This window comes from Escherichia sp. E.sYA108 (assembly GCF_011754335.1).
Lineage (GTDB): Bacteria > Pseudomonadota > Gammaproteobacteria > Enterobacterales > Enterobacteriaceae > Escherichia > Escherichia coli.
On the sequence record NZ_JAAQVZ010000001.1, the window covers coordinates 2,537,054 to 2,556,762 of the forward strand.

General features: G+C 47.3%; 19 protein-coding genes and 2 pseudogenes. 13 read left to right on the forward strand and 8 right to left on the reverse strand.

All coding sequences use genetic code 11. The features are described from left to right. The first annotated feature begins 140 nt into the window (after window positions 1-140). A complete protein-coding gene (gene eamA / locus HBM92_RS11990; RefSeq protein WP_000087205.1) occupies window positions 141-1,040 on the forward strand; it encodes an O-acetylserine/cysteine exporter in 900 nt (299 codons plus the stop codon). A gap of 44 nt (window positions 1,041-1,084) precedes the next feature. Here the strand turns inward: eamA and HBM92_RS11995 are convergent, their stop codons facing one another. Next, window positions 1,085-1,783 carry a GntR family transcriptional regulator gene (locus HBM92_RS11995; RefSeq protein WP_000577184.1) on the reverse strand — a complete coding sequence of 233 codons (699 nt, stop codon included), beginning with the start codon at window positions 1,781-1,783 and terminating at the stop codon, window positions 1,085-1,087. 198 nt (window positions 1,784-1,981) lie between these two features. Here HBM92_RS11995 and HBM92_RS12000 point away from each other — a divergent pair, with 198 nt between their 5' ends. The 5 genes from HBM92_RS12000 (at window position 1,982) to HBM92_RS12020 (ending at window position 7,261) form a co-directional block, all read left to right on the forward strand. Further along, complete coding sequence (locus HBM92_RS12000) at window positions 1,982-2,293, forward strand: PTS sugar transporter subunit IIB (protein WP_000722574.1); 312 nt, start codon at window positions 1,982-1,984, stop codon at window positions 2,291-2,293. Between the two features lie 114 nt (window positions 2,294-2,407). Continuing rightward, entirely contained in the window at window positions 2,408-3,730 is a 1,323-nt protein-coding gene (locus tag HBM92_RS12005; protein ID WP_001304362.1) for a PTS sugar transporter subunit IIC, read from the forward strand. 27 nt (window positions 3,731-3,757) lie between these two features. After that, window positions 3,758-4,069 carry a PTS lactose/cellobiose transporter subunit IIA gene (locus HBM92_RS12010; RefSeq protein WP_001304363.1) on the forward strand — a complete coding sequence of 104 codons (312 nt, stop codon included), beginning with the start codon at window positions 3,758-3,760 and terminating at the stop codon, window positions 4,067-4,069. A gap of 54 nt (window positions 4,070-4,123) precedes the next feature. Continuing rightward, window positions 4,124-5,797 carry a carbohydrate porin gene (locus tag HBM92_RS12015; protein WP_001022801.1) on the forward strand — a complete coding sequence of 558 codons (1,674 nt, stop codon included), beginning with the start codon at window positions 4,124-4,126 and terminating at the stop codon, window positions 5,795-5,797. Window positions 5,798-5,821: 24 nt separating this feature from the next. Further along, window positions 5,822-7,261, forward strand: coding sequence for a 6-phospho-beta-glucosidase (locus HBM92_RS12020; protein ID WP_000012597.1), 1,440 nt, complete (start codon window positions 5,822-5,824; stop codon window positions 7,259-7,261). A 56-nt stretch (window positions 7,262-7,317) separates the two neighbouring features. Here HBM92_RS12020 and marB read toward each other — a convergent pair whose 3' ends face one another. The 3 genes from marB to marR are packed head-to-tail and all read right to left on the reverse strand — an operon-like array spanning window position 7,318 to window position 8,406. Further along, on the reverse strand, window positions 7,318-7,536 hold the full coding sequence (gene marB / locus HBM92_RS12025; protein ID WP_000803537.1) for a multiple antibiotic resistance protein MarB: 219 nt from the start codon (window positions 7,534-7,536) through the stop codon (window positions 7,318-7,320). A gap of 31 nt (window positions 7,537-7,567) precedes the next feature. Further along, a complete protein-coding gene (gene marA, locus HBM92_RS12030; protein ID WP_000091198.1) occupies window positions 7,568-7,951 on the reverse strand; it encodes an MDR efflux pump AcrAB transcriptional activator MarA in 384 nt (127 codons plus the stop codon). Window positions 7,952-7,971: 20 nt separating this feature from the next. Further along, window positions 7,972-8,406, reverse strand: a complete 435-nt coding sequence (gene marR / locus HBM92_RS12035) for a multiple antibiotic resistance transcriptional regulator MarR (RefSeq protein WP_000843419.1) — start codon at window positions 8,404-8,406, stop codon at window positions 7,972-7,974. Window positions 8,407-8,617: 211 nt separating this feature from the next. Between marR and marC the strand changes: the two genes are divergently transcribed. Beyond that, window positions 8,618-9,283, forward strand: coding sequence for an NAAT family transporter MarC (gene marC / locus HBM92_RS12040; protein WP_000885042.1), 666 nt, complete (start codon window positions 8,618-8,620; stop codon window positions 9,281-9,283). A 24-nt stretch (window positions 9,284-9,307) separates the two neighbouring features. On the opposite strand, the gene ydeA is transcribed toward marC, so the two are convergent. The 3 genes and pseudogenes from ydeA to ptrR all read right to left on the reverse strand — a co-directional run bounded on the left by ydeA (window position 9,308) and on the right by ptrR (window position 11,718). After that, complete coding sequence (gene ydeA, locus HBM92_RS12045; RefSeq protein ID WP_000210774.1) at window positions 9,308-10,498, reverse strand: L-arabinose MFS transporter; 1,191 nt, start codon at window positions 10,496-10,498, stop codon at window positions 9,308-9,310. A 159-nt stretch (window positions 10,499-10,657) separates the two neighbouring features. Beyond that, window positions 10,658-10,759: pseudogene (yneK, locus tag HBM92_RS12050) on the reverse strand (putative protein YneK); the annotation flags it as partial. Between the two features lie 77 nt (window positions 10,760-10,836). Continuing rightward, window positions 10,837-11,718: a putrescine utilization regulator PtrR gene (ptrR, locus tag HBM92_RS12055; RefSeq protein ID WP_000366517.1), complete on the reverse strand. Its 882-nt coding sequence runs from the start codon at window positions 11,716-11,718 to the stop codon at window positions 10,837-10,839. A 100-nt stretch (window positions 11,719-11,818) separates the two neighbouring features. Here ptrR and sad point away from each other — a divergent pair. The 6 genes and pseudogenes from sad to HBM92_RS12085 all read left to right on the forward strand — a co-directional run bounded on the left by sad (window position 11,819) and on the right by HBM92_RS12085 (window position 18,903). Then, window positions 11,819-13,208: pseudogene (sad, locus tag HBM92_RS12060) on the forward strand (succinate-semialdehyde dehydrogenase). Between the two features lie 63 nt (window positions 13,209-13,271). Next, window positions 13,272-14,198, forward strand: coding sequence for a glutaminase B (glsB, locus tag HBM92_RS12065; protein ID WP_000257410.1), 927 nt, complete (start codon window positions 13,272-13,274; stop codon window positions 14,196-14,198). Further along, window positions 14,198-14,557: a DUF4186 domain-containing protein gene (locus HBM92_RS12070; RefSeq protein ID WP_001191031.1), complete on the forward strand. Its 360-nt coding sequence runs from the start codon at window positions 14,198-14,200 to the stop codon at window positions 14,555-14,557. The genes glsB and HBM92_RS12070 overlap by 1 nt, the downstream gene beginning before the upstream one ends. A 138-nt stretch (window positions 14,558-14,695) precedes the next feature. Further along, window positions 14,696-16,114 (forward strand): diguanylate cyclase, encoded by a 1,419-nt coding sequence (locus tag HBM92_RS12075; RefSeq protein WP_000558447.1) that lies wholly within the window; start codon window positions 14,696-14,698, stop codon window positions 16,112-16,114. A 226-nt stretch (window positions 16,115-16,340) separates the two neighbouring features. After that, entirely contained in the window at window positions 16,341-17,792 is a 1,452-nt protein-coding gene (uxaB, locus tag HBM92_RS12080; RefSeq protein WP_000854660.1) for a tagaturonate reductase, read from the forward strand. A 196-nt stretch (window positions 17,793-17,988) separates the two neighbouring features. Next, entirely contained in the window at window positions 17,989-18,903 is a 915-nt protein-coding gene (locus tag HBM92_RS12085; protein WP_001443133.1) for a bestrophin family protein, read from the forward strand. A 3-nt stretch (window positions 18,904-18,906) separates the two neighbouring features. Here HBM92_RS12085 and tam read toward each other — a convergent pair whose 3' ends face one another. Further along, a complete protein-coding gene (gene tam, locus HBM92_RS12090) occupies window positions 18,907-19,665 on the reverse strand; it encodes a trans-aconitate 2-methyltransferase (protein ID WP_001286540.1) in 759 nt (252 codons plus the stop codon). Window positions 19,666-19,709 lie beyond the last annotated feature (44 nt).

Genomic DNA, 19,709 nt, shown 5'->3' on the forward strand with positions numbered 1-19,709 from the left:
AGCATGGCAAAAATCCGAAGTATAGCGACTTATTTGCGCATTAATGCCGTCGTAAACGGTGACTAACGAATCAACTGTTAAAGAAAAGTAAATTCAGCTAAGTTGATTGCTTACAAAAGATGAAATTCAGAGGCGGTAGAATGTCGCGAAAAGATGGGGTGTTGGCGCTACTGGTAGTGGTTGTATGGGGGCTAAATTTTGTGGTCATCAAAGTGGGGCTTCATAACATGCCACCGCTGATGCTGGCCGGTTTGCGCTTTATGCTGGTTGCTTTCCCGGCCATCTTTTTTGTCGCACGACCGAAAGTACCACTGAATTTGCTGCTGGGGTATGGATTAACCATCAGTTTTGCGCAGTTTGCCTTTCTGTTCTGCGCTATTAACTTTGGTATGCCTGCTGGACTGGCCTCGTTGGTGTTACAGGCACAAGCGTTTTTTACTATCGTGCTTGGCGCGTTTACTTTCGGTGAACGACTACATGGCAAACAATTGGCGGGGATCGCCTTAGCGATTTTTGGCGTACTGGTGTTAATCGAAGATAGTCTGAACGGTCAGCATGTGGCGATGCTCGGCTTTATGTTGACCCTGGCGGCAGCATTTAGTTGGGCGTGTGGCAACATCTTCAATAAAAAGATCATGTCGCACGCAACGCGTCCGGCGGTGATGTCGCTGGTAATCTGGAGCGCATTAATCCCAATCATTCCCTTCTTTGTTGCCTCGCTGATTCTCGATGGTTCCGCAACCATGATTCACAGTCTGGTTACTATCGATATGACCACCATCTTGTCTCTGATGTATCTGGCATTTGTGGCGACAATTGTTGGTTATGGGATCTGGGGGACGTTACTGGGACGCTATGAAACCTGGCGGGTTGCACCGTTATCGTTACTGGTGCCTGTAGTTGGACTGGCAAGTGCGGCACTATTGTTGGATGAACGCTTAACGGGTCTGCAATTTTTCGGTGCGGTGCTCATTATGACCGGGCTGTATATCAATGTATTTGGCTTGCGGTGGCGTAAAGCGGTAAAGGTCAGAGGCTAAACCATACGCACAGAATGTGATGCCAGCACTCTGTGCGTCTGCTTTTATCGCGGGAAAAAGTACTTTACCTGGAACTCGAAAATATTGCTGTAAAGTAACGAATAATCCAGCGGAATAGAGTTACTATCCACAGCCTGGGTCTGAATTTTAAGTATGGGATCCCGTGGGCTGATCCGTAAAATACTGGCGATTTCAGGGGTAGGAAAAGTCGGGGAGAAAGTTTCAAAGGTGCCAATGATTTTGATCCCGCATTCGTTCTCAATATACGAAAATTTGGATTTTTGCATATGCGATACGGTTAAATCAGGAAAACGTGCCACTGACATCCACGTTTCTTCTAATTGTGCTGCATTATCCTCAATGAATCGCAGTCTCTTTATGTAATAAACCTGCTCACCAGTCACTAAATTCAGCTCAGTCGCAATAGTAGGAGAAGCATCCTGCACTTCAAATTTCATAATCTGACTTCCTGCCTCTTTGCCGCTTTTATGTGCAATTTCACTGAAACTGTTCATGTGATCAATGTGTGCAACAAAATTCTTTTTTTGAATGTATGTTCCTGAACCATGCTTTCTGTGAATAATTCCTTCGCCTTCCAGCAGGGATAATGCCTTACGCAGGGTATTACGCGAAACATTATAACGAACAGCGAGTTCCGCTTCTGACGGCAACAAATCACCAACATGCCATGAATTGCCATTGATCTCGGATTTAAGTAAGCGGGCAATCTTTTGAAAAATCACTTTTGCACCTTTTAAGAGCCATTGAAAACAAGGAGTTGAGACCTGATTAGTTTATCGTATGGCCGAGTCGTTTAATTATCACCCTGTTGTTGAACAACTTTATTGCTGTATTACTGTGATCAATGTACCAGGACGTGTAGCTACTGTGGGATATGATATTTACACAATGTAGTCTGTTATATACCAGTAAGGAAAAATATGAAAAAGATATTGTTAGTTTGCGCTGCGGGCATGTCAACCAGTATGCTGGTTAAACGTATGATTGATCATGCTACCGCTATTTCACTTGAAGTTAATATTTCCGCATTGGCGATTGCAGAGGCTAAAGGGAAAATTAAAAATAACGAAGTTGACGTTGTTTTACTTGGTCCGCAAGTTCGCTTTCAGAAACCAGAGATTGAAGCCGTTGCACAGGGGAAAATGCCTGTAGCCGTTATCGAGATGAAAGACTATGGCACAATGAACGGACAGGCAGTTCTTGAATTTGCGATGAAACTACTGCAAGAGTAAGAATCTAATATTATTAAACTATTACCTGAACTAACTTTTCACACATCATAAAATGGATATGGCATACATGCTTTATTGGGATGTATAAATATCCAGGACAACAGGTATAAAAAAATGGGATTAATGGCATCATTCGAACGTGGAATGGAACGTTTTCTTGTTCCAGTTGCTATCAAGTTAAACTCACAAAAACATGTTGCAGCGGTGAGAGATGGATTCGTTTTTACGTTTCCAATTATCATGGCAAGCTCATTAATTATATTAATTAACTTTGCCATATTATCGCCCGACGGTTTTATTGCCGGATTACTGCATCTGAACAGCATTTTCCCCAACCTTGAAAAAGCACAAGCTATTTTTACTCCGGTAATGAATGGTTCTGTAAATATCATGTCAATTATGATTGCTTTCCTGGTCGCCAGGAATGTGGCGATTAGCTATGAGCAAGATGATCTTTTATGCGGATTAACGGCAATAGGAGCATTTTTTATTGTTTATACCCCATACCAGATGATAGATGGGCAGGCATTCCTGACGACCAAATATCTCGGCGCGCAGGGGTTGTTTGTTGCTGTTATCGTTGCATTGATCACCAGTGAAATATTTTGTCGCTTAGCTCGAAACCCCAAAATCACCATAACGATGCCGGCAGCTGTACCTCCTGCGGTAGCGCGTTCATTTAAAGTTTTATTGCCAATATTTTTTGTCATGGTGTTCTTTTCCGCACTTAATTATTGCCTGACATTGATATCCCCGGCAGGATTAAATGATCTCATTTACACATTAATCCAGACGCCGCTCAAACATATGGGAACGAATATCTTTGCGGTAATTATCCTGGGGGCTGTGGGTAATTTCCTCTGGGTGCTGGGGATCCACGGACCTAATACAACGTCGGCAATTCGAGAAACCGTTTTTTCTGAGGCTAATCTGGAGAATCTCTCCTGGGCCGCTCAACACGGCACTACCTGGGGCGCGCCATATCCGATTACCTGGACTTCTATTAATGATGCATTCGCCAACTGCGGCGGTTCAGGTATGACGTTGGGGTTATTGTTGGCTATTTTTATCGCTTCTAAGCGTGCGGAATACCGTGATCTGGCAAAAATGTCATTTATCCCCGGTATTTTCAATATCAATGAACCGATAATGTTCGGCCTTCCTATTGTACTTAACCCCATCATGATGGTGCCGTTTATTATGGTTCCCATTGTTAACTGTGCCATTGGTTACTTCTTTGTTTCGATGGAAATTATTCCACCGGTTGCTTATGCCGTGCCCTGGACTACGCCCGGACCTTTAATTGCTTTCCTCGGAACCGGGGGAAACTGGCTGGCATTACTGGTTGGTTTTTTATGTTTAGGTGTGGCGACAATGATCTATTTACCTTTTGTTATCGCCGCCAACAAAGTCAATAACATGACAACTAACGGATAATTCCATTTACCCAGGAAGGAGATTGTGATGTTTGCAGATGAAGAACTTGTTATGGAGTTACTGATCAACGCGGGACAGGCTCGTTCTGATGCGATGGAAGCCATACGTTGTGCCGGGCAAAAAGACTGGCAGGGCGCAACTAAACTAATGGCCAGCTCTGAATCTGCCTGTCTTCAGGCGCATAAGATTCAGACCGCGTTAATTAGTCAGGATGAAGGCTGTGGCAAAATAGAAGTTAATTTAATTCTGATACATGCACAGGATCATTTGATGAATGCAATATTATGCCAGGATTTAGCCAGGGAAATTATTTCATTAAGAAAAGAGCTCCATGCCTGATTTTTTCTCCAGTGCGATATCTGGAGGAAATTACTACACTCTTAAGGATAAGTTATGAATATAAAGACGCTTAACGTCAGCCTTTTGTCTATTTCTATTATTACAGCATTGTTTCCGTTGAACGCGATGGCAACAAAATTAACCATAGAGCAGCGCCTTGAATTGCTTGAAAATGAATTGTCGCAAAATAAACAAGAGCTGAAAGCAACACAGAATGAACTGGGAGTATATAAATTCCGACTTTCGACATTACAAAAAAGCATCACAGAAAATAAATATCAATCGGCCTCGCTTGCCGAAATATCAGCGACATCTCCCGTTGCTGATAACATCAAAAATGAAAACGGTGAACAGAACTCGTCTGCCGCAGCACATACTATAAATGGATCGCAGCAAATTGCCGTTATTGAAAGTAAAGGCGATAAAACCACTATCGAAAGCGTGACCCTGAAAGATATCAGTAAATATATAAAGGATGATATTGGATTCAGCTATCAGGGGTACTTCCGCTCAGGCTGGGGCACCGGTAATCACGGCTCACCACAAACTTATGCAGCGGGTTCTCTGGGACGTTTTGGTAACGAGATGAGTGGTTGGTTTGACCTGACCTTAAATCAGCGTGTTTATAATCAGGACGGTAGAACGGCAAATGCGGTCGTTACCTATGATGGAAACGTAGGTCAGCAGTATAACGATGCCTGGTTTGGTGACAGTGCCAATGAAAATATCATGCAGTTCAGTGATATTTATCTGACAACGCGAGGTTTTTTACCCTTCGCACGAGAGGCAGACTTCTGGGTCGGCAAACATAAACTCCCGCAATATGAGATCCAAATGCTGGACTGGAAAACCTTAACCACGGATGTTGCCGCGGGTGTGGGGATTGAAAACTGGGCGCTTGGTGTAGGGCTGTTTGATATGTCCTTAAGCCGAGATGATGTCGATGTTTACTCTCGTGATTTTACGCGTACCAGTCAGATGAATACCAATTCTGTGGATGTTCGTTATCGCAATATCCCGTTATGGGATGATGCGACGTTGTCATTAATGGCTAAATATTCCGCACCTAATAAAACGGATCAACAACAAGATAATGAAAATGACGACAGTTATTTTGAAATGAAAGATAGCTGGATGCTGACTTCTGTTTTACGGCAAAACTTGCAACGCGATACGTTTAATGAATTTACGTTACAGGTTGCCAATAATTCCTATGCCAGCAGTTTTGCCAGTTTCTCAGATGCCAGTAATACGATGGCGCATGGTCGCTATTACTATGGTGACCATACCAATGGGATCGCCTGGCGTTTAATCTCTCAGGGCGAGATGTATCTGACTGACAATATTATTATGGCTAACGCGCTTGTCTATTCTCATGGCGAAGATGTTTATAGTTATGAAAGTGGCGCTCATAGTGATTTTGACAGTATTCGCACCGTAATAAGACCGGCCTGGATCTGGAATACATGGAATCAGACGGGGCTTGAATTAGGCTGGTTTAAGCAACAGAACAAAACTCAGCAGGGGGTAACGCTAAATGAATCGGCTTATAAAACGACACTCTGGCATGCATTGAAAGTGGGTGAAAGTATTTTAGGTTCACGACCAGAAATTCGCTTCTACGGGACGTATATCAATATTCTGGATAACGAATTATCGAATTTTAAGTTTAATGAGAACAGCAAAAACGAGTTTATGGCCGGCATCCAGGTGGAAGTCTGGTGGTAATCTATTTTAGTTAAGGAGTTGTGTATGTCAGGATTTAAAAAAGATTTTTTATGGGGCGGTGCGGTAGCCGCACATCAATTGGAAGGTGGCTGGAATGAAGGAGGAAAAGGCATCAGTATCGCTGATGTAATGACTGCTGGCGCTCACGGGGTGCCGCGTGAAGTGACAGAAGGCGTTATCGACGGACTTAATTATCCCAATCATGAAGCAATTGATTTTTATCATCGCTATAAAACAGATATTCAGTTATTTGCCGGGATGGGATTCAAATGCTTTCGAACTTCCATTGCCTGGACACGAATCTTTCCGCAAGGTGACGAACAGGAGCCGAATGAAGAGGGTTTACAATTTTATGATGATCTCTTCGATGAATGCCTGAAGCAGGGAATGGAACCTGTGGTGACGCTTTCGCATTTTGAGATGCCTTATCATCTGGTGACAAAATATGGTGGCTGGCGAAACCGTAAACTGATCGACTTTTTTATCCACTTCGCATCAACGGTCTTCACGCGCTATAAAGAAAAAGTAAAGTACTGGATGACGTTTAACGAAATCAATAATCAGGTGAATTTCAGCGAAAGCCTGTGTCCATTTACTAATTCCGGTATCTTGTATTCGCCAGAGGAAGATCTCAATGAGCGCGAACAAATAATGTACCAGGCGGTACATTATGAGTTAGTTGCCAGTGCCCTGGCGGTACAGACTGGAAAACTGATCAATCCTGAATTTAATATCGGCTGTATGATTGCTATGTGCCCCATCTATCCTCTGACGTGTGCACCCAACGATATGATGATGGCCACGAAAGCGATGCATCGTCGTTACTGGTTTACTGATGTTCATGCTCGTGGATATTATCCGCAACATATGCTGAATTACTTTGCAAGGAAAGGATTCAACCTCGATATCACACCAGATGATAACGCGATTCTTGCCAGAGGTTGTGTCGACTTTATCGGCTTTAGCTACTACATGTCTTTTACGACGCAATTTTCGCCAGATAATCCGCAACTGGATTATGTTGAACCACGAGATTTGGTCAGCAACCCTTATATCGATACATCCGAATGGGGATGGCAAATTGATCCGGCAGGGCTACGTTATTCACTCAACTGGTTCTGGGATCATTTCCAGTTGCCGCTGTTTATTGTCGAAAATGGATTTGGTGCGGTTGACCAGAGACAAGCTGACGGCACGGTGAACGATCACTATCGCATTGATTACTTTTCCTCCCATATTCGGGAAATGAAAAAAGCCGTAGTTGAAGATGGTGTTGACTTAATTGGCTACACCCCGTGGGGTTGCATTGACCTGGTTTCTGCCGGAACAGGAGAAATGAAAAAACGCTACGGAATGATTTATGTCGATAAAGACAACGAAGGGAAGGGAACGCTGGAACGGATACGTAAAGCATCGTTTTACTGGTATCGGGATCTCATCGCCAACAATGGCGAAAATATATGAGACTTCAGGAAGATATTACGGAAATGTCAGGCTCTGTGATCAGAGCCTGACAATAACTACATAGCGTGTTGATTATAATAGGGCACGCCGAGCGCATCCGACTTATCACTGCCAGTACCCATGTGATTTAAATCAAACGGTGGTTGTTCCTGCGATGTGGGAACAACCACGACATTGCCACAGGAAGTAACAACCGGCTGCGTGGTTTGTTCCGCAACGCCCTGCGCAGAAAAGAGAATAAGCGCAGTTGCTATTGCGGATAAAAGTGGTTTCATGATTGCCTCAGTGACGTTGTCACGTTATCAACTAGTTGTTGTAATGATTTAATGGATGTAAAAAGCGCGATTCACCCTGCATATTGGTCATCCGGTATTTATGCGGCGGAACATCAAAGTAATTTTTGAAGGTTCGGGTCAGAGTTTGTTGGGACTCGAAGCCATATCGTTCTGCCAGATAGAGTATCGGCTCGTTACTTTCCTTCAGCTTTTGCGCGATTTCCGTCATCTTACGGCTACGGATGTATTGACCTAATGAATGACCGGTTTCTTTTTTAAACATCCGTTGCAGGTGCCATTTGGAGTAACCCGAACGCTCTGACACTTTCTCCAGTGACAGTGGCGATTCCAGGTTGTCCTCGATCCAGTCCAAAATGCTATGAATGGTAATAGCGTCAGTATTGCGTCTGGACATCGTCATACCTCTTTTTTCGTTTACGGCAGGACTTTCTTAAGCAAATGCTCAAGTGTTGCCACTTCGTCCGCCGTCAGGTTTTTTGTTAATTCTTGATGCAGGTCCTGGCCAACTAATTGATGGCATTGTTCACATATTGCCGCGCCGCTGGTGGTAAGTTTTACCAGTACGCCGCGCTTATCATTCGGGTTCGGCAACCTTTCCACCCAGCCTTTACAGACCAGGCGATCCAGCATACGGGTCAGTGCCCCCAGGTCGACCGACAACACTTTTTTCAGTTCAACCGGAGTAATACACGCCGCGCAGCGGATAGAGCAGAGCACCTTAAACTGTGCCGCGGTAATATCCAGCGGAGACAGATACTCGTTAAGCAGGCGATCTTTCTTCTGATTAACCATATGGATTAAGCGACCCAATGGAATAATTTCATTGAACAGATCGCTGGTACTTTTCACATTAGTTGCCCTGGCAAGTAATTAGTTGCAGGGGATAATATTGCCCAGGCAAGTATAAGTCAAATGAATGAATTGACCGATGCCACGTTTTGCTAAATCGGTTCAAGTTTTGGTCAATGCGATGCAAGGTTAGCTAAAGAGTGACACTTTATCCTTGTTTACCCCTTATACTTTTCGCTGATAAACCAGATACACAGGATAACAACCACCAATGTTAGATTTGTTTAAAGCAATAGGCCTGGGGCTGGTGGTGTTACTGCCGTTAGCTAACCCATTGACAACTGTCGCGTTATTTCTTGGCCTGGCAGGCAACATGAGCAGTGCCGAACGTAATCGTCAGTCGTTGATGGCCTCGGTGTACGTATTTGCCATCATGATGGTGGCGTATTACGCCGGGCAACTGGTGATGGATACATTTGGCATTTCGATTCCCGGTCTGCGAATTGCAGGCGGCTTAATCGTCGCGTTTATCGGTTTTCGGATGCTCTTTCCGCAACAGAAAGCGATTGATTCACCGGAAGCGAAAAGCAAGTCGGAAGAGCTGGAAGATGAACCCAGTGCCAATATTGCTTTTGTACCACTGGCAATGCCAAGTACCGCCGGTCCGGGAACCATTGCGATGATTATTAGCTCGGCCTCCACAGTGCGTCAGAGTTCAACCTTCGCTGATTGGGTACTGATGGTTGCGCCGCCGCTGATCTTTTTCCTGGTGGCGGTTATTTTGTGGGGAAGTCTACGCAGCTCTGGCGCAATTATGCGGCTGGTGGGCAAGGGTGGTATTGAAGCGATCTCCCGTCTGATGGGATTCCTGCTGGTATGTATGGGCGTGCAGTTTATTATTAACGGCATCCTGGAAATCATTAAAACGTATCATTAAAAAAGGCCCGAATGGGCCTTTCAACTATTGCGTCTGTTCTTCGAGTGTCACTGGCCAGCGGCGAAAAATGATGATTGACCATATTAACGCAGCAAAAGCAGGCACCGCGCCCACATAACCAATCATCGACATTGACCAGTGCAGACTCACCTGATTACCTACCAACGCACCCGCGCCGATTCCAATATTAAATATCCCGGAGAATAGCGCCATCGCGACGTCGGTGGCATCTGGTGCCAGCGCCAGCACTTTAACCTGCATACCAAGCCCGATGATCATCATCGCGATCCCCCAGAAAATACTCAGCACCCCGAGGTGTATTTCACTGTTCGCCGCAGGTAGCAGCAGCGCCAGGCACACCAGCAATAGCGCAATCGCTGTACTCACCAACGCAGACGCATACTGATTACCCAGTTTACCGAAAATCACGCTGCCAATAATGCCCGCACCACCGAGTAATAACAGTAATGCCGTGGCAAAGTTGGCGCTGAATCCCGCAATGTTTTGTACAAAAGGCTCGATATAGCTGTATGCCGTGTAATGGGCGGTGACAACCACCACAGTTAACAAATAAATGCTCATCAATGCCGGGCGGCGGAACAATAGCGGGAGGCTTTTCAATGAACCGGAATGCTCACTGGGCAGCAAGGGAAGTAACTTAATCAGGCACAAAAGGGTAATAAGCGCCCCGATACCAATCGCGAAGAAGGTCATTCGCCAGCCAAAATACTGCCCCACAATGCGCCCGAGAGGTAAACCTAATACCATTGCCAGTGCTGTACCGGTGGCAATTAAACTCAATGCCTGTGCTCGCTTCCCGGCCGGAGCCATACGGATCGCCAGAGACGCCGTAATAGACCAGAAAATCGCATGTGCAAAAGCCACACCAATACGACTGATCACCAGAACGGTAAAACTCCACGATAAAAACGACAGTACGTGGCTGGCAATAAACACCACAAACAGGCAGATCAGTAATTTGCGGCGTTCAACCTGGCTGGTCATTAACATAAAAGGCAATGACATTAGCGCCACTACCCATGCATAAATTGTCAACATGATGCCGACCTGAGCGGTTTGCATGTGAAAACTATGCGCAATGTCAGAGAGCAGGCCAACAGGGACAAATTCGGTGGTATTGAAGATAAAGGCGGCGACTGCCAGCGTAACGACCCGTAGCCACGCTACTTTGCGGGAAACAGTGTTTGTTGTCATAACAGATTATCGGGTGAGTTGCGAAAAAGTGATGAAATGATCTTAAAACGGTTAATGATGTGAATACAATGCATTTGTGATCTGGATCGCATTTCCATCTCTCTGACGGTTGTTCTGTCACGCATCAGAGAGTTGTTAACATCACATTTTAATGACGATCAGGAAGGGGGCCTGTTCTTCTTTTACTTGAGGTGCAATATTACGAACGGGAAAATCATCAGGAAGAGATATGTAATTGCTGATGCTTACTGGCGTAACCATATTTGCCCCATATAGTCATAAGTCATCGGAACATCACTATATAGAGCATATTAGCCGTATGAACTATCAAAAATAGCTCATTGGTAACCCTGTTTTGCCGAGTCAGGCGCATCCAGCAGTTGAATAAATGCCTCAAGCGGACGCGTTTTCGCACCACGACGCCAGACCAGCCAGGTTGTTAACCAACGCCATTGCTCAGCTAACGGCCACGCTTCAACCTGGTGATGCCCCGGCATACTTTCCAGCATTGAGCGTGGAATAAGCGCAATGCCTGCTCCTGCGACCACACAGGCCAACATCCCGTGATAAGACTCCATCTCGTGAATAGTTCCCGGAGCGGCACCGTCAGCATGAAACCAGCTTTCGAAGTGGCGACGATACGAACAATTGGCGCGGAAGGCATAAATGTTACTGCCATTCACCTGACTGGCACGGGTTACTGGCGCATGTCCTTGTGGCGTGACGATCATCAGTTCCTCGCGGTATACCGGTATCCCGTCAATGGCAGTATGGTTAATGGGCCCATCAATAAATGCCGCATTCAGTTTTCCCTCCAGCACACCTTCCAGCATAGTGCCGGAAGGGCCGGTGGAAAGTGAAAACTGAATTTTGGGATAACGACGGTTAAATTCCGCCAGCGTGGCCGGAATGCGCACTGCAGCGGTGCTTTCCAGCGATCCCAGAGAAAATAAACCTTGCGGCTCATCGCCAGCGACAACGCTCCGCGCTTCATCCACTAACGTGAGAATTTGTTGGCTATAGCGTAAAAAGTTATGCCCGGCAGGCGAGAGACGTAAACGCTGATTCTCGCGAATAAACAGATCAACCCCTAGTTCTGTTTCAAGCTGACGTAGACGGGTAGTGAGATTCGACGGCACGCGATGCACTTTTGCTGCAGCCTGGGTAATGCTGCCAGCTTCGGCAACCGCGTTGAACATCTCCAGTTGGGTCAGATCCATAACATTCTCGATTCGTGAATAAGTGGCTTAATATTATTCATTTTAAAGCAAGAGTAAATCTGCGTATCTTCATACCATGACTCATAAAGGAGATACCCCGATGACCATTACTCCGGCAACTCATGCAATTTCGATAAATCCTGCCACCGGTGAACAACTTTCTGTGCTGCCGTGGGCTGGTGTTGACGATATCGAAAACGCGCTTCAGCTGGCAGCAGCAGGCTTTCGCGACTGGCGCGAGGCAAATATAGATTATCGTGCTGAAAAACTGCGTGATATCGGTAAGGCTCTGCGCGCCCGTAGCGAAGAAATGGCGCAAATGATCACCCGTGAAATGGGCAAACCAATCAACCAGGCGCGCGCTGAAGTGGCGAAATCGGCGAATTTGTGTGACTGGTATGCAGAACATGGTCCAGCAATGCTGAAAGCGGAACCTACGCTGGTGGAAAATCAGCAGGCGGTTATTGAGTATCGACCGTTGGGGACGATTCTGGCGATTATGCCGTGGAATTTTCCGTTATGGCAGGTGATGCGTGGTGCTGTTCCCATCATTCTTGCTGGTAACGGCTACTTACTTAAACATGCGCCGAATGTGATGGGCTGTGCACAGCTCATTGCCCAGGTGTTTAAAGATGCGGGTATCCCACAAGGCGTATATGGCTGGCTGAATGCCGACAACGACGGTGTCAGTCTGATGATTAAAGACTCGCGCATTGCTGCTGTCACAGTGACCGGAAGTGTTCGTGCTGGAGCGGCTATTGGCGCACAGGCTGGAGCGGCACTGAAAAAATGCGTACTGGAACTGGGTGGTTCGGATCCGTTTATTGTGCTTAACGATGCCGATCTGGAACTGGCGGTGAAAGCGGCGGTAGCCGGACGTTATCAGAATACCGGACAGGTTTGTGCAGCGGCAAAACGCTTTATCATCGAAGAGGGAATTGCTTCGGCATTTACCGAACGTTTTGTGGCAGCTGCGGCAGCCATTGAAAATGGGCGATCCCCGTGATGAAGAGAACGCTCTCGGACCAATGGCTCGTTTTGATTTACGTGATGAGCTGCATCATCAGGTGGAAAAAACACTGGCGCAGGGTGCGCGTTTGTTACTGGGCGGGGAAAAGATGGCTGGGGCAGGTAACTACTATCCGCCAACGGTTCTGGCGAATGTTACCCCAGAAATGACCGCGTTTCGGGAAGAAATGTTTGGCCCCGTTGCGGCAATCACCATTGCGAAAGATGCAGAACATGCGCTGGAACTGGCTAATGATAGTGAGTTCGGCCTTTCAGCGACCATTTTCACCACCGACGAAACACAGGCCAGACAGATGGCGGCACGTCTGGAATGCGGTGGGGTGTTTATCAATGGTTATTGTGCCAGCGATGCGCGAGTCGCCTTTGGTGGCGTGAAGAAGAGTGGCTTTGGGCGTGAGCTTTCCCATTTTGGCTTACACGAATTCTGTAATATCCAGACGGTGTGGAAAGACCGGATCTGACGCTACATATTCAGCTCTGATATACTCGCAGGTCTTTTCAGACCTGCGGTCCAGGAGTAGAAAGTGGCAGTCGCCATGGATAATGCAATTTTAGAAAACATCTTGCGGCAAGTGCGGCCGCTCATTGGTCAGGGTAAAGTCGCGGATTATATTCCGGCGCTGGCTACGGTAGACGGTTCCCGATTGGGGATTGCTATCTGTACCGTTGACGGACAGCTTTTTCAGGCCGGAGACGCGCAAGAACGTTTTTCCATTCAGTCTATTTCCAAAGTGCTGAGTCTCGTTGTCGCCATGCGTCATTACTCCGAAGAGGAAATCTGGCAACGCGTCGGCAAAGATCCGTCTGGATCACCATTCAATTCTTTAGTGCAACTGGAAATGGAGCAGGGTATTCCGCGTAATCCGTTTATTAATGCCGGTGCGCTGGTGGTCTGCGATATGTTGCAAGGGCGATTAAGCGCACCTCGGCAACGTATGCTGGAAGTCGTGCGCGGCTTAAGTGGTGTGTCTGATATTTCCTACGATACGGTGGTAGCGCGTTCCGAATTTGAACATTCCGCGCGAAATGCGGCTATCGCCTGGCTGATGAAGTCGTTTGGCAATTTCCATCATGACGTGACAACCGTTCTGCAAAACTACTTTCATTACTGCGCTCTGAAAATGAGCTGTGTAGAGCTGGCCCGGACGTTTGTCTTTCTGGCGAATCAGGGGAAAGCTATTCATATTGATGAACCTGTGGTGACGCCAATGCAGGCGCGGCAAATTAACGCGCTGATGGCGACCAGCGGTATGTACCAGAACGCGGGGGAGTTTGCCTGGCGGGTGGGACTACCGGCAAAATCTGGCGTTGGTGGCGGTATTGTGGCGATTGTTCCGCATGAAATGGCCATCGCAGTCTGGAGTTCGGAACTGGATGATGCCGGTAACTCGCTTGCGGGCATTGCCGTCCTTGAACAATTGACGAAACAATTAGGGCGTTCAGTTTATTAATGCAGTCTCTCGATCCACTCTTCGCGCGTTTATCCCGTTCAAAATTTCGCTCTCGCTTTCGTTTGGGTGTGAAAGAGCGTCAGTATTGTCTGGAGAAAGGCGCGCCAGTCATTGAACAACATGCGGCGGATTTTGTCGCTAAACGTCTTGCTCCGGCATTACCGGCTAACGACGGTAAGCAAACCCCCATGCGCGGGCATCCGGTTTTTATCGCTCAACACGCCACCGCGACCTGTTGTCGCGGTTGTCTGGCTAAGTGGCATAACATTCCTCAGGGGGAAGCGTTAAGTGAGGAGCAACAACGTTATATTGTGACGGTAATCTACCACTGGCTGGTTATACAGATGAATCAGCCATGATAATTACGGAAATCGATAAAATGGCATTCATTAGGTATCTTTAGTTGCCGCCGTTGTCAGCGAACATGCTATCCTTTCTAAGAATTTACTTATTGCGTTGAGATAATTGCCACCCGCAATTGTATGGACAGATAATTAATGCATGTACAGCCCATTTCAACTTTCCGTTTGTTCCAGGAAGGTCATCTGCTACGTAATAGCATCGCTATTTTTGTGCTAACCACGCTGTTCTATTTTATTGGTGCAGAGTTACGGCTGGTTCACGAACTTTCTCTTTTCTGGCCGCTGAATGGCGTAATGGCGGGGGTGTTTGCCCGCTATGTCTGGCTTAATCGACTGCATTACTATGCGATCAGTTATGTGGCGATGCTGGTTTATGATGCCATAACCACCGAATGGGGGCTGGTTTCACTGGCTATCAATTTCTCCAATATGATGTTTATTGTTACCGTCGCCTTACTGGTCGCGGGGGATAAGCGTCTGGGAAAAAATAAGTATGAGCCAGTAAGTGCCTTACGGCTATTTAATTACTGTCTGCTTGCCGCATTATTATGCGCTATTGTCGGGGCGATTGGTTCGGTCAGTATTGATAGTCTGGATTTCTGGCCTTTGCTTGCCGACTGGTTTAGTGAGCAATTCTCAACGGGCGTGTTGATCGTGCCTTGTATGCTGACGTTGGCAATTCCTGGAGTACTGCCGCGCTTTAAAGCAGAGCAGATGATGCCTGCTATCGCGCTTATTGTGTCGGTTATTGCCTCGGTAGTCATTGGCGGAGCGGGGAGTCTGGCGTTTCCGCTCCCTGCATTAATCTGGTGTGCAGTGCGCTATACGCCGCAGGTAACATGTCTGTTGACCTTTGTCACCGGTGCGGTGGAAGTCGTACTGGTGGCAAATTCGGTGATTGATATCTCGGTCGGTTCGCCGTTCTCTATTCCGCAAATGTTCTCCGCACGTCTCGGTATTGCCACGATGGCGATATGCCCAATTATGGTTTCCTTTAGCGTGGCAGCGATCAATTCGCTAATGAAGCAAGTTGCGCTGCGAGCCGACTTTGATTTTCTGACTCAGGTTTACTCACGGTCTGGTCTTTATGAGGCGCTGAAAAGTCCATCGCTGAAACAGACACAACATCTGACGGTCATGCTGCTTGATATCGACTATTTCAAAAGCATTAACGATAACTATGGACATGAATGTGGCGATAAAGTGTTAAGCGTGTTTGCCCAGCATATTCAGAAGATTGTCGGTGATAAGGGGCTGGTGGCGCGAATGGGCGGCGAAGAATTTGCTGTTGCAGTGCCGTCGGTGAATCCTGTCGATGGCCTGCTAATGGCGGAAAAAATCCGTAAAGGCGTAGAACTTCAACCGTTCACCTGGCAACAAAAAACGCTTTATCTCACGGTAAGTATTGGCGTCGGTAGTGGTTGCGCATCGTACCGAACGCTGACCGATGACTTTAATAAATTGATGGTCGAAGCCGATACGTGTCTGTATCGCTCGAAGAAAGATGGGCGCAACCGTACCAGCACTATGCGTTACGGTGAGGAAGTTGTCTGACATCTTTATTTACTCAGAGCGAATTAAATGCAATGTGTTCTACCACTTTATGATCCAAGAAAAGGCCTGTTTCCTCGATTAAACCATGATCCGCGCCACACTTTTCTCATAAAACTGCTCATTAATCATCAGTAGTTGATCAAAACAAGGGTTCGTCGTATTAAAGTTTGCTAACCTGTCGTACCAATTCAAACAGGTTGTATGACTAATCAGAAGGGAACCCATTGTGAAAACACTAAATCGTCGCGATTTTCCCGGTGCACAGTATCCAGAACGTATCATTCAGTTTGGTGAAGGTAACTTCCTGCGCGCCTTTGTTGACTGGCAAATCGATCTCCTGAATGAGCACACCAATCTGAATTCTGGCGTGGTCGTTGTTCGTCCGATTGAAACTTCATTCCCGCCGTCACTGAGCACGCAGGATGGTCTGTATACCACCATTATCCGTGGCCTGAATGAGAAGGGTGAAGCGGTCAGCGACGCGCGTCTGATTCGCTCGGTTAATCGTGAAATCAGCGTCTACAGTGAATACGATGAATTCCTGAAACTGGCTCACAACCCGGAAATGCGCTTTGTTTTCTCTAACACCACCGAAGCGGGTATCAGCTACCATGCGGGCGATAAATTCGATGACGCGCCAGCGGTAAGTTATCCGGCAAAACTGACCCGTCTGCTGTTCGAACGTTTTAGCCATTTCAACGGTGCGCTGGATAAAGGTTGGATCATCATCCCGTGTGAGTTGATTGACTATAATGGCGACGCGTTGCGTGAACTGGTGCTGCGCTATGCGCAAGAGTGGGCACTGCCAGAAGCATTTATTCAATGGCTGGATCAGGCTAACAGCTTCTGTTCTACGCTGGTGGACCGTATCGTTACCGGTTATCCGCGTGATGAAGTGGCTAAACTGGAAGAAGAACTGGGCTACCACGATGGTTTCCTCGACACCGCTGAACACTTTTACCTGTTTGTGATTCAGGGGCCGAAATCCTTAGCGACTGAACTTCGTCTGGACAAATATCCGCTCAACGTGCTGATCGTTGACGATATTAAACCGTATAAAGAACGCAAAGTGGCAATCCTCAACGGTGCGCACACCGCGCTGGTGCCGGTGGCGTTCCAGGCAGGGCTGGATACCGTAGGTGAAGCGATGAACGATGCTGAAATTTGCGCATTCGTTGAAAAAGCCATCTACGAAGAAATTATTCCGGTACTGGATTTGCCACGCGATGAGCTGGAGTCTTTCGCCAGTGCAGTCACCGGACGTTTCCGTAACCCGTACATCAAGCATCAACTGCTGTCTATCGCGCTCAACGGTATGACCAAGTTCCGCACACGCATCCTGCCGCAGCTGCTGGCAGGGCAGAAGGCAAACGGCACACTTCCGGCGCGCCTTACTTTCGCATTAGCGGCATTGATTGCGTTCTATCGCGGTGAGCGTAATGGAGAAACATATCCGGTACAGGACGATGCACACTGGCTGGAACGTTATCAGCAACTCTGGAGCCAGTATCGTGACCGTGTTATCGGGACCCAGGAACTGGTAGCGATTGTGTTGGCAGAAAAAGACCACTGGGAGCAGGACCTGACGCAAGTGCCTGGTCTGGTCGAGCAGGTTGCTAATGACCTGGATGCGATTCTCGAAAAAGGGATGCGCGAAGCTGTACGCCCGTTGTGCTAATACTCTGAACCCGGTTTCGACCGGGTTTCTTATTTCACTATATTAGTTACAACATCCTATGCGTCTTTATCATTAACAGGTGCCACATGCAGCACCTGTTAATATTGTAAGCTTGTAGGTAATTTGTAAGTAGTGTCTTGAGAATGTGATCGTAATCACGTTTAATAGGGCGACTTTTCCACGCCTGAAGATAACCATGATTGTTCGTCCACAACAACACTGGCTGCGCCGTATTTTTGTCTGGCACGGTTCAGTATTATCCAAGATATCCTCGCGCTTACTACTCAATTTTCTCTTTTCTATCGCTGTTATTTTCATGCTGCCCTGGTACACGCATTTGGGCATTAAATTCACCCTCGCACCGTTCAGCATTCTCGGTGTCGCCATCGCCATTTTTCTTGGTTTTCGTAATAATGCCGGTTACGCCCGTTACGTTGAAGCGCGAAAACTTTGGGGGCAGTTGATGATTGCCTCGCGGTCGTTACTGCGCGAGGTAAAAACGACATTGCCGGATTCGGCAAGTGTAAGGGAGTTTGCCCGGCTGCAAATCGCCTTCGCCCACTGTTTACGCATGACATTACGCAAACAGCCACAGGCGGAAGTGCTGGCTCATTATCTCAAGACTGAAGATCTTCAGCGTGTACTGGCTTCTAACTCTCCAGCTAACCACATCTTGTTAATAATGGGGGAGTGGTTGGCGGTTCAGCGACGCAATGGACAACTTTCAGATATCCTGTTTATTAGCCTCAACGATCGGCTTAATGATATTTCAGCGGTCCTGGCAGGATGCGAGCGCATTGCCTATACGCCAATTCCCTTTGCCTACACCCTGATTTTGCATCGCACCGTGTATCTGTTTTGTATCATGCTGCCGTTTGCGCTGGTCGTGGACCTGCATTACATGACGCCTTTTATCTCTGTGCTGATTTCCTACACTTTTATTTCGCTGGATTGTCTGGCGGAAGAACTGGAAGATCCCTTCGGTAATGAAAACAATGATTTACCGCTGGATGCCATCTGCAACGCTATTGAAATTGACCTGTTACAGATGAACGATGAAGCAGAAATTCCAGCGAAAATTCTTCCCGATCGCCATTACCAGCTGACGTGATAATTACTCCGTACGGCGGGCAACAATAAACAGACGCGGAAATGCCAGCAATATCTGTCCGTTCTCCTGGAGGGGATATTGCTCTTCCAGCATCTGATGGTAGCGCGTAAGAAAATGCTGCTGTTCGCTCTCGGTCAGATCCTGTAACCACGGACGTAATCCAGTGGCGGTCACCCAATCGATAATCGCCTGGTGCGACGGCATCTGGTGATAGTAAGTGGTTCGCCAGATATCGACCTCACATCCGGCTTCACTCAGAATATCGTAGTAAGCATGAACGCCAGCCAGCGGCTCACGCCCGCGATCCGGGTAGTTTTGTTCCCAGGCAACTTCGCGCATGAGCACATGGGTCGGCTCCAGCCAGTTATCTGGCATCTGTACTGCCAGCACGCCCAGCGGACTGAGTAACGAAACCAAATGAGGAAACAATTCGTAGTGGTCGGGCAGCCATTGCAGCGAGGCATTAGCAAAAATCAGATCGAGTGCCTGTTCCGGTTGCCAGTTGCGGATATCTGCTTCCACAAACAGGCAGTCTGGCAAAGCACTGCGCGCTTCAGCAATCATCGCCGGAGATGAGTCGATGCCCGTTATCCTGGCAGCAGGCCAACGTTGGTGTAGAAGGGCGGTGCTGTTACCTGGGCCACAGCCAAGATCGGCAATGTATTCGATATTCTCCAGCGGCACCCTGGCAAGCAGCTCCACCGCCGGACGCGATCGTTCAGCGGCAAAGTGCAGATATAAAGAGGGGTTCCAGTCAGACATTTTTTTACTCCCGTCAGCGCGTTACCCCAATTGTAGATAAAACT

Coding starts and splice junctions, on each gene's coding strand:
- HBM92_RS12010 (WP_001304363.1), top strand. CDS start 3,758: ATGTTTGCAGATGAAGAACTTGTTATGGAGTTACTGATCAACGCGGGA.
- marB (WP_000803537.1), bottom strand. CDS start 7,536: ATGAAACCACTTTTATCCGCAATAGCAACTGCGCTTATTCTCTTTTCT.
- HBM92_RS12075 (WP_000558447.1), top strand. CDS start 14,696: ATGCATGTACAGCCCATTTCAACTTTCCGTTTGTTCCAGGAAGGTCAT.
- eamA (WP_000087205.1), top strand. CDS start 141: ATGTCGCGAAAAGATGGGGTGTTGGCGCTACTGGTAGTGGTTGTATGG.
- HBM92_RS12015 (WP_001022801.1), top strand. CDS start 4,124: ATGAATATAAAGACGCTTAACGTCAGCCTTTTGTCTATTTCTATTATT.
- marA (WP_000091198.1), bottom strand. CDS start 7,951: ATGTCCAGACGCAATACTGACGCTATTACCATTCATAGCATTTTGGAC.
- ptrR (WP_000366517.1), bottom strand. CDS start 11,718: ATGGATCTGACCCAACTGGAGATGTTCAACGCGGTTGCCGAAGCTGGC.
- marC (WP_000885042.1), top strand. CDS start 8,618: ATGTTAGATTTGTTTAAAGCAATAGGCCTGGGGCTGGTGGTGTTACTG.
- HBM92_RS12085 (WP_001443133.1), top strand. CDS start 17,989: ATGATTGTTCGTCCACAACAACACTGGCTGCGCCGTATTTTTGTCTGG.
- tam (WP_001286540.1), bottom strand. CDS start 19,665: ATGTCTGACTGGAACCCCTCTTTATATCTGCACTTTGCCGCTGAACGA.
- HBM92_RS12020 (WP_000012597.1), top strand. CDS start 5,822: ATGTCAGGATTTAAAAAAGATTTTTTATGGGGCGGTGCGGTAGCCGCA.
- HBM92_RS12000 (WP_000722574.1), top strand. CDS start 1,982: ATGAAAAAGATATTGTTAGTTTGCGCTGCGGGCATGTCAACCAGTATG.
- ydeA (WP_000210774.1), bottom strand. CDS start 10,498: ATGACAACAAACACTGTTTCCCGCAAAGTAGCGTGGCTACGGGTCGTT.
- HBM92_RS12005 (WP_001304362.1), top strand. CDS start 2,408: ATGGGATTAATGGCATCATTCGAACGTGGAATGGAACGTTTTCTTGTT.
- HBM92_RS12070 (WP_001191031.1), top strand. CDS start 14,198: ATGCAGTCTCTCGATCCACTCTTCGCGCGTTTATCCCGTTCAAAATTT.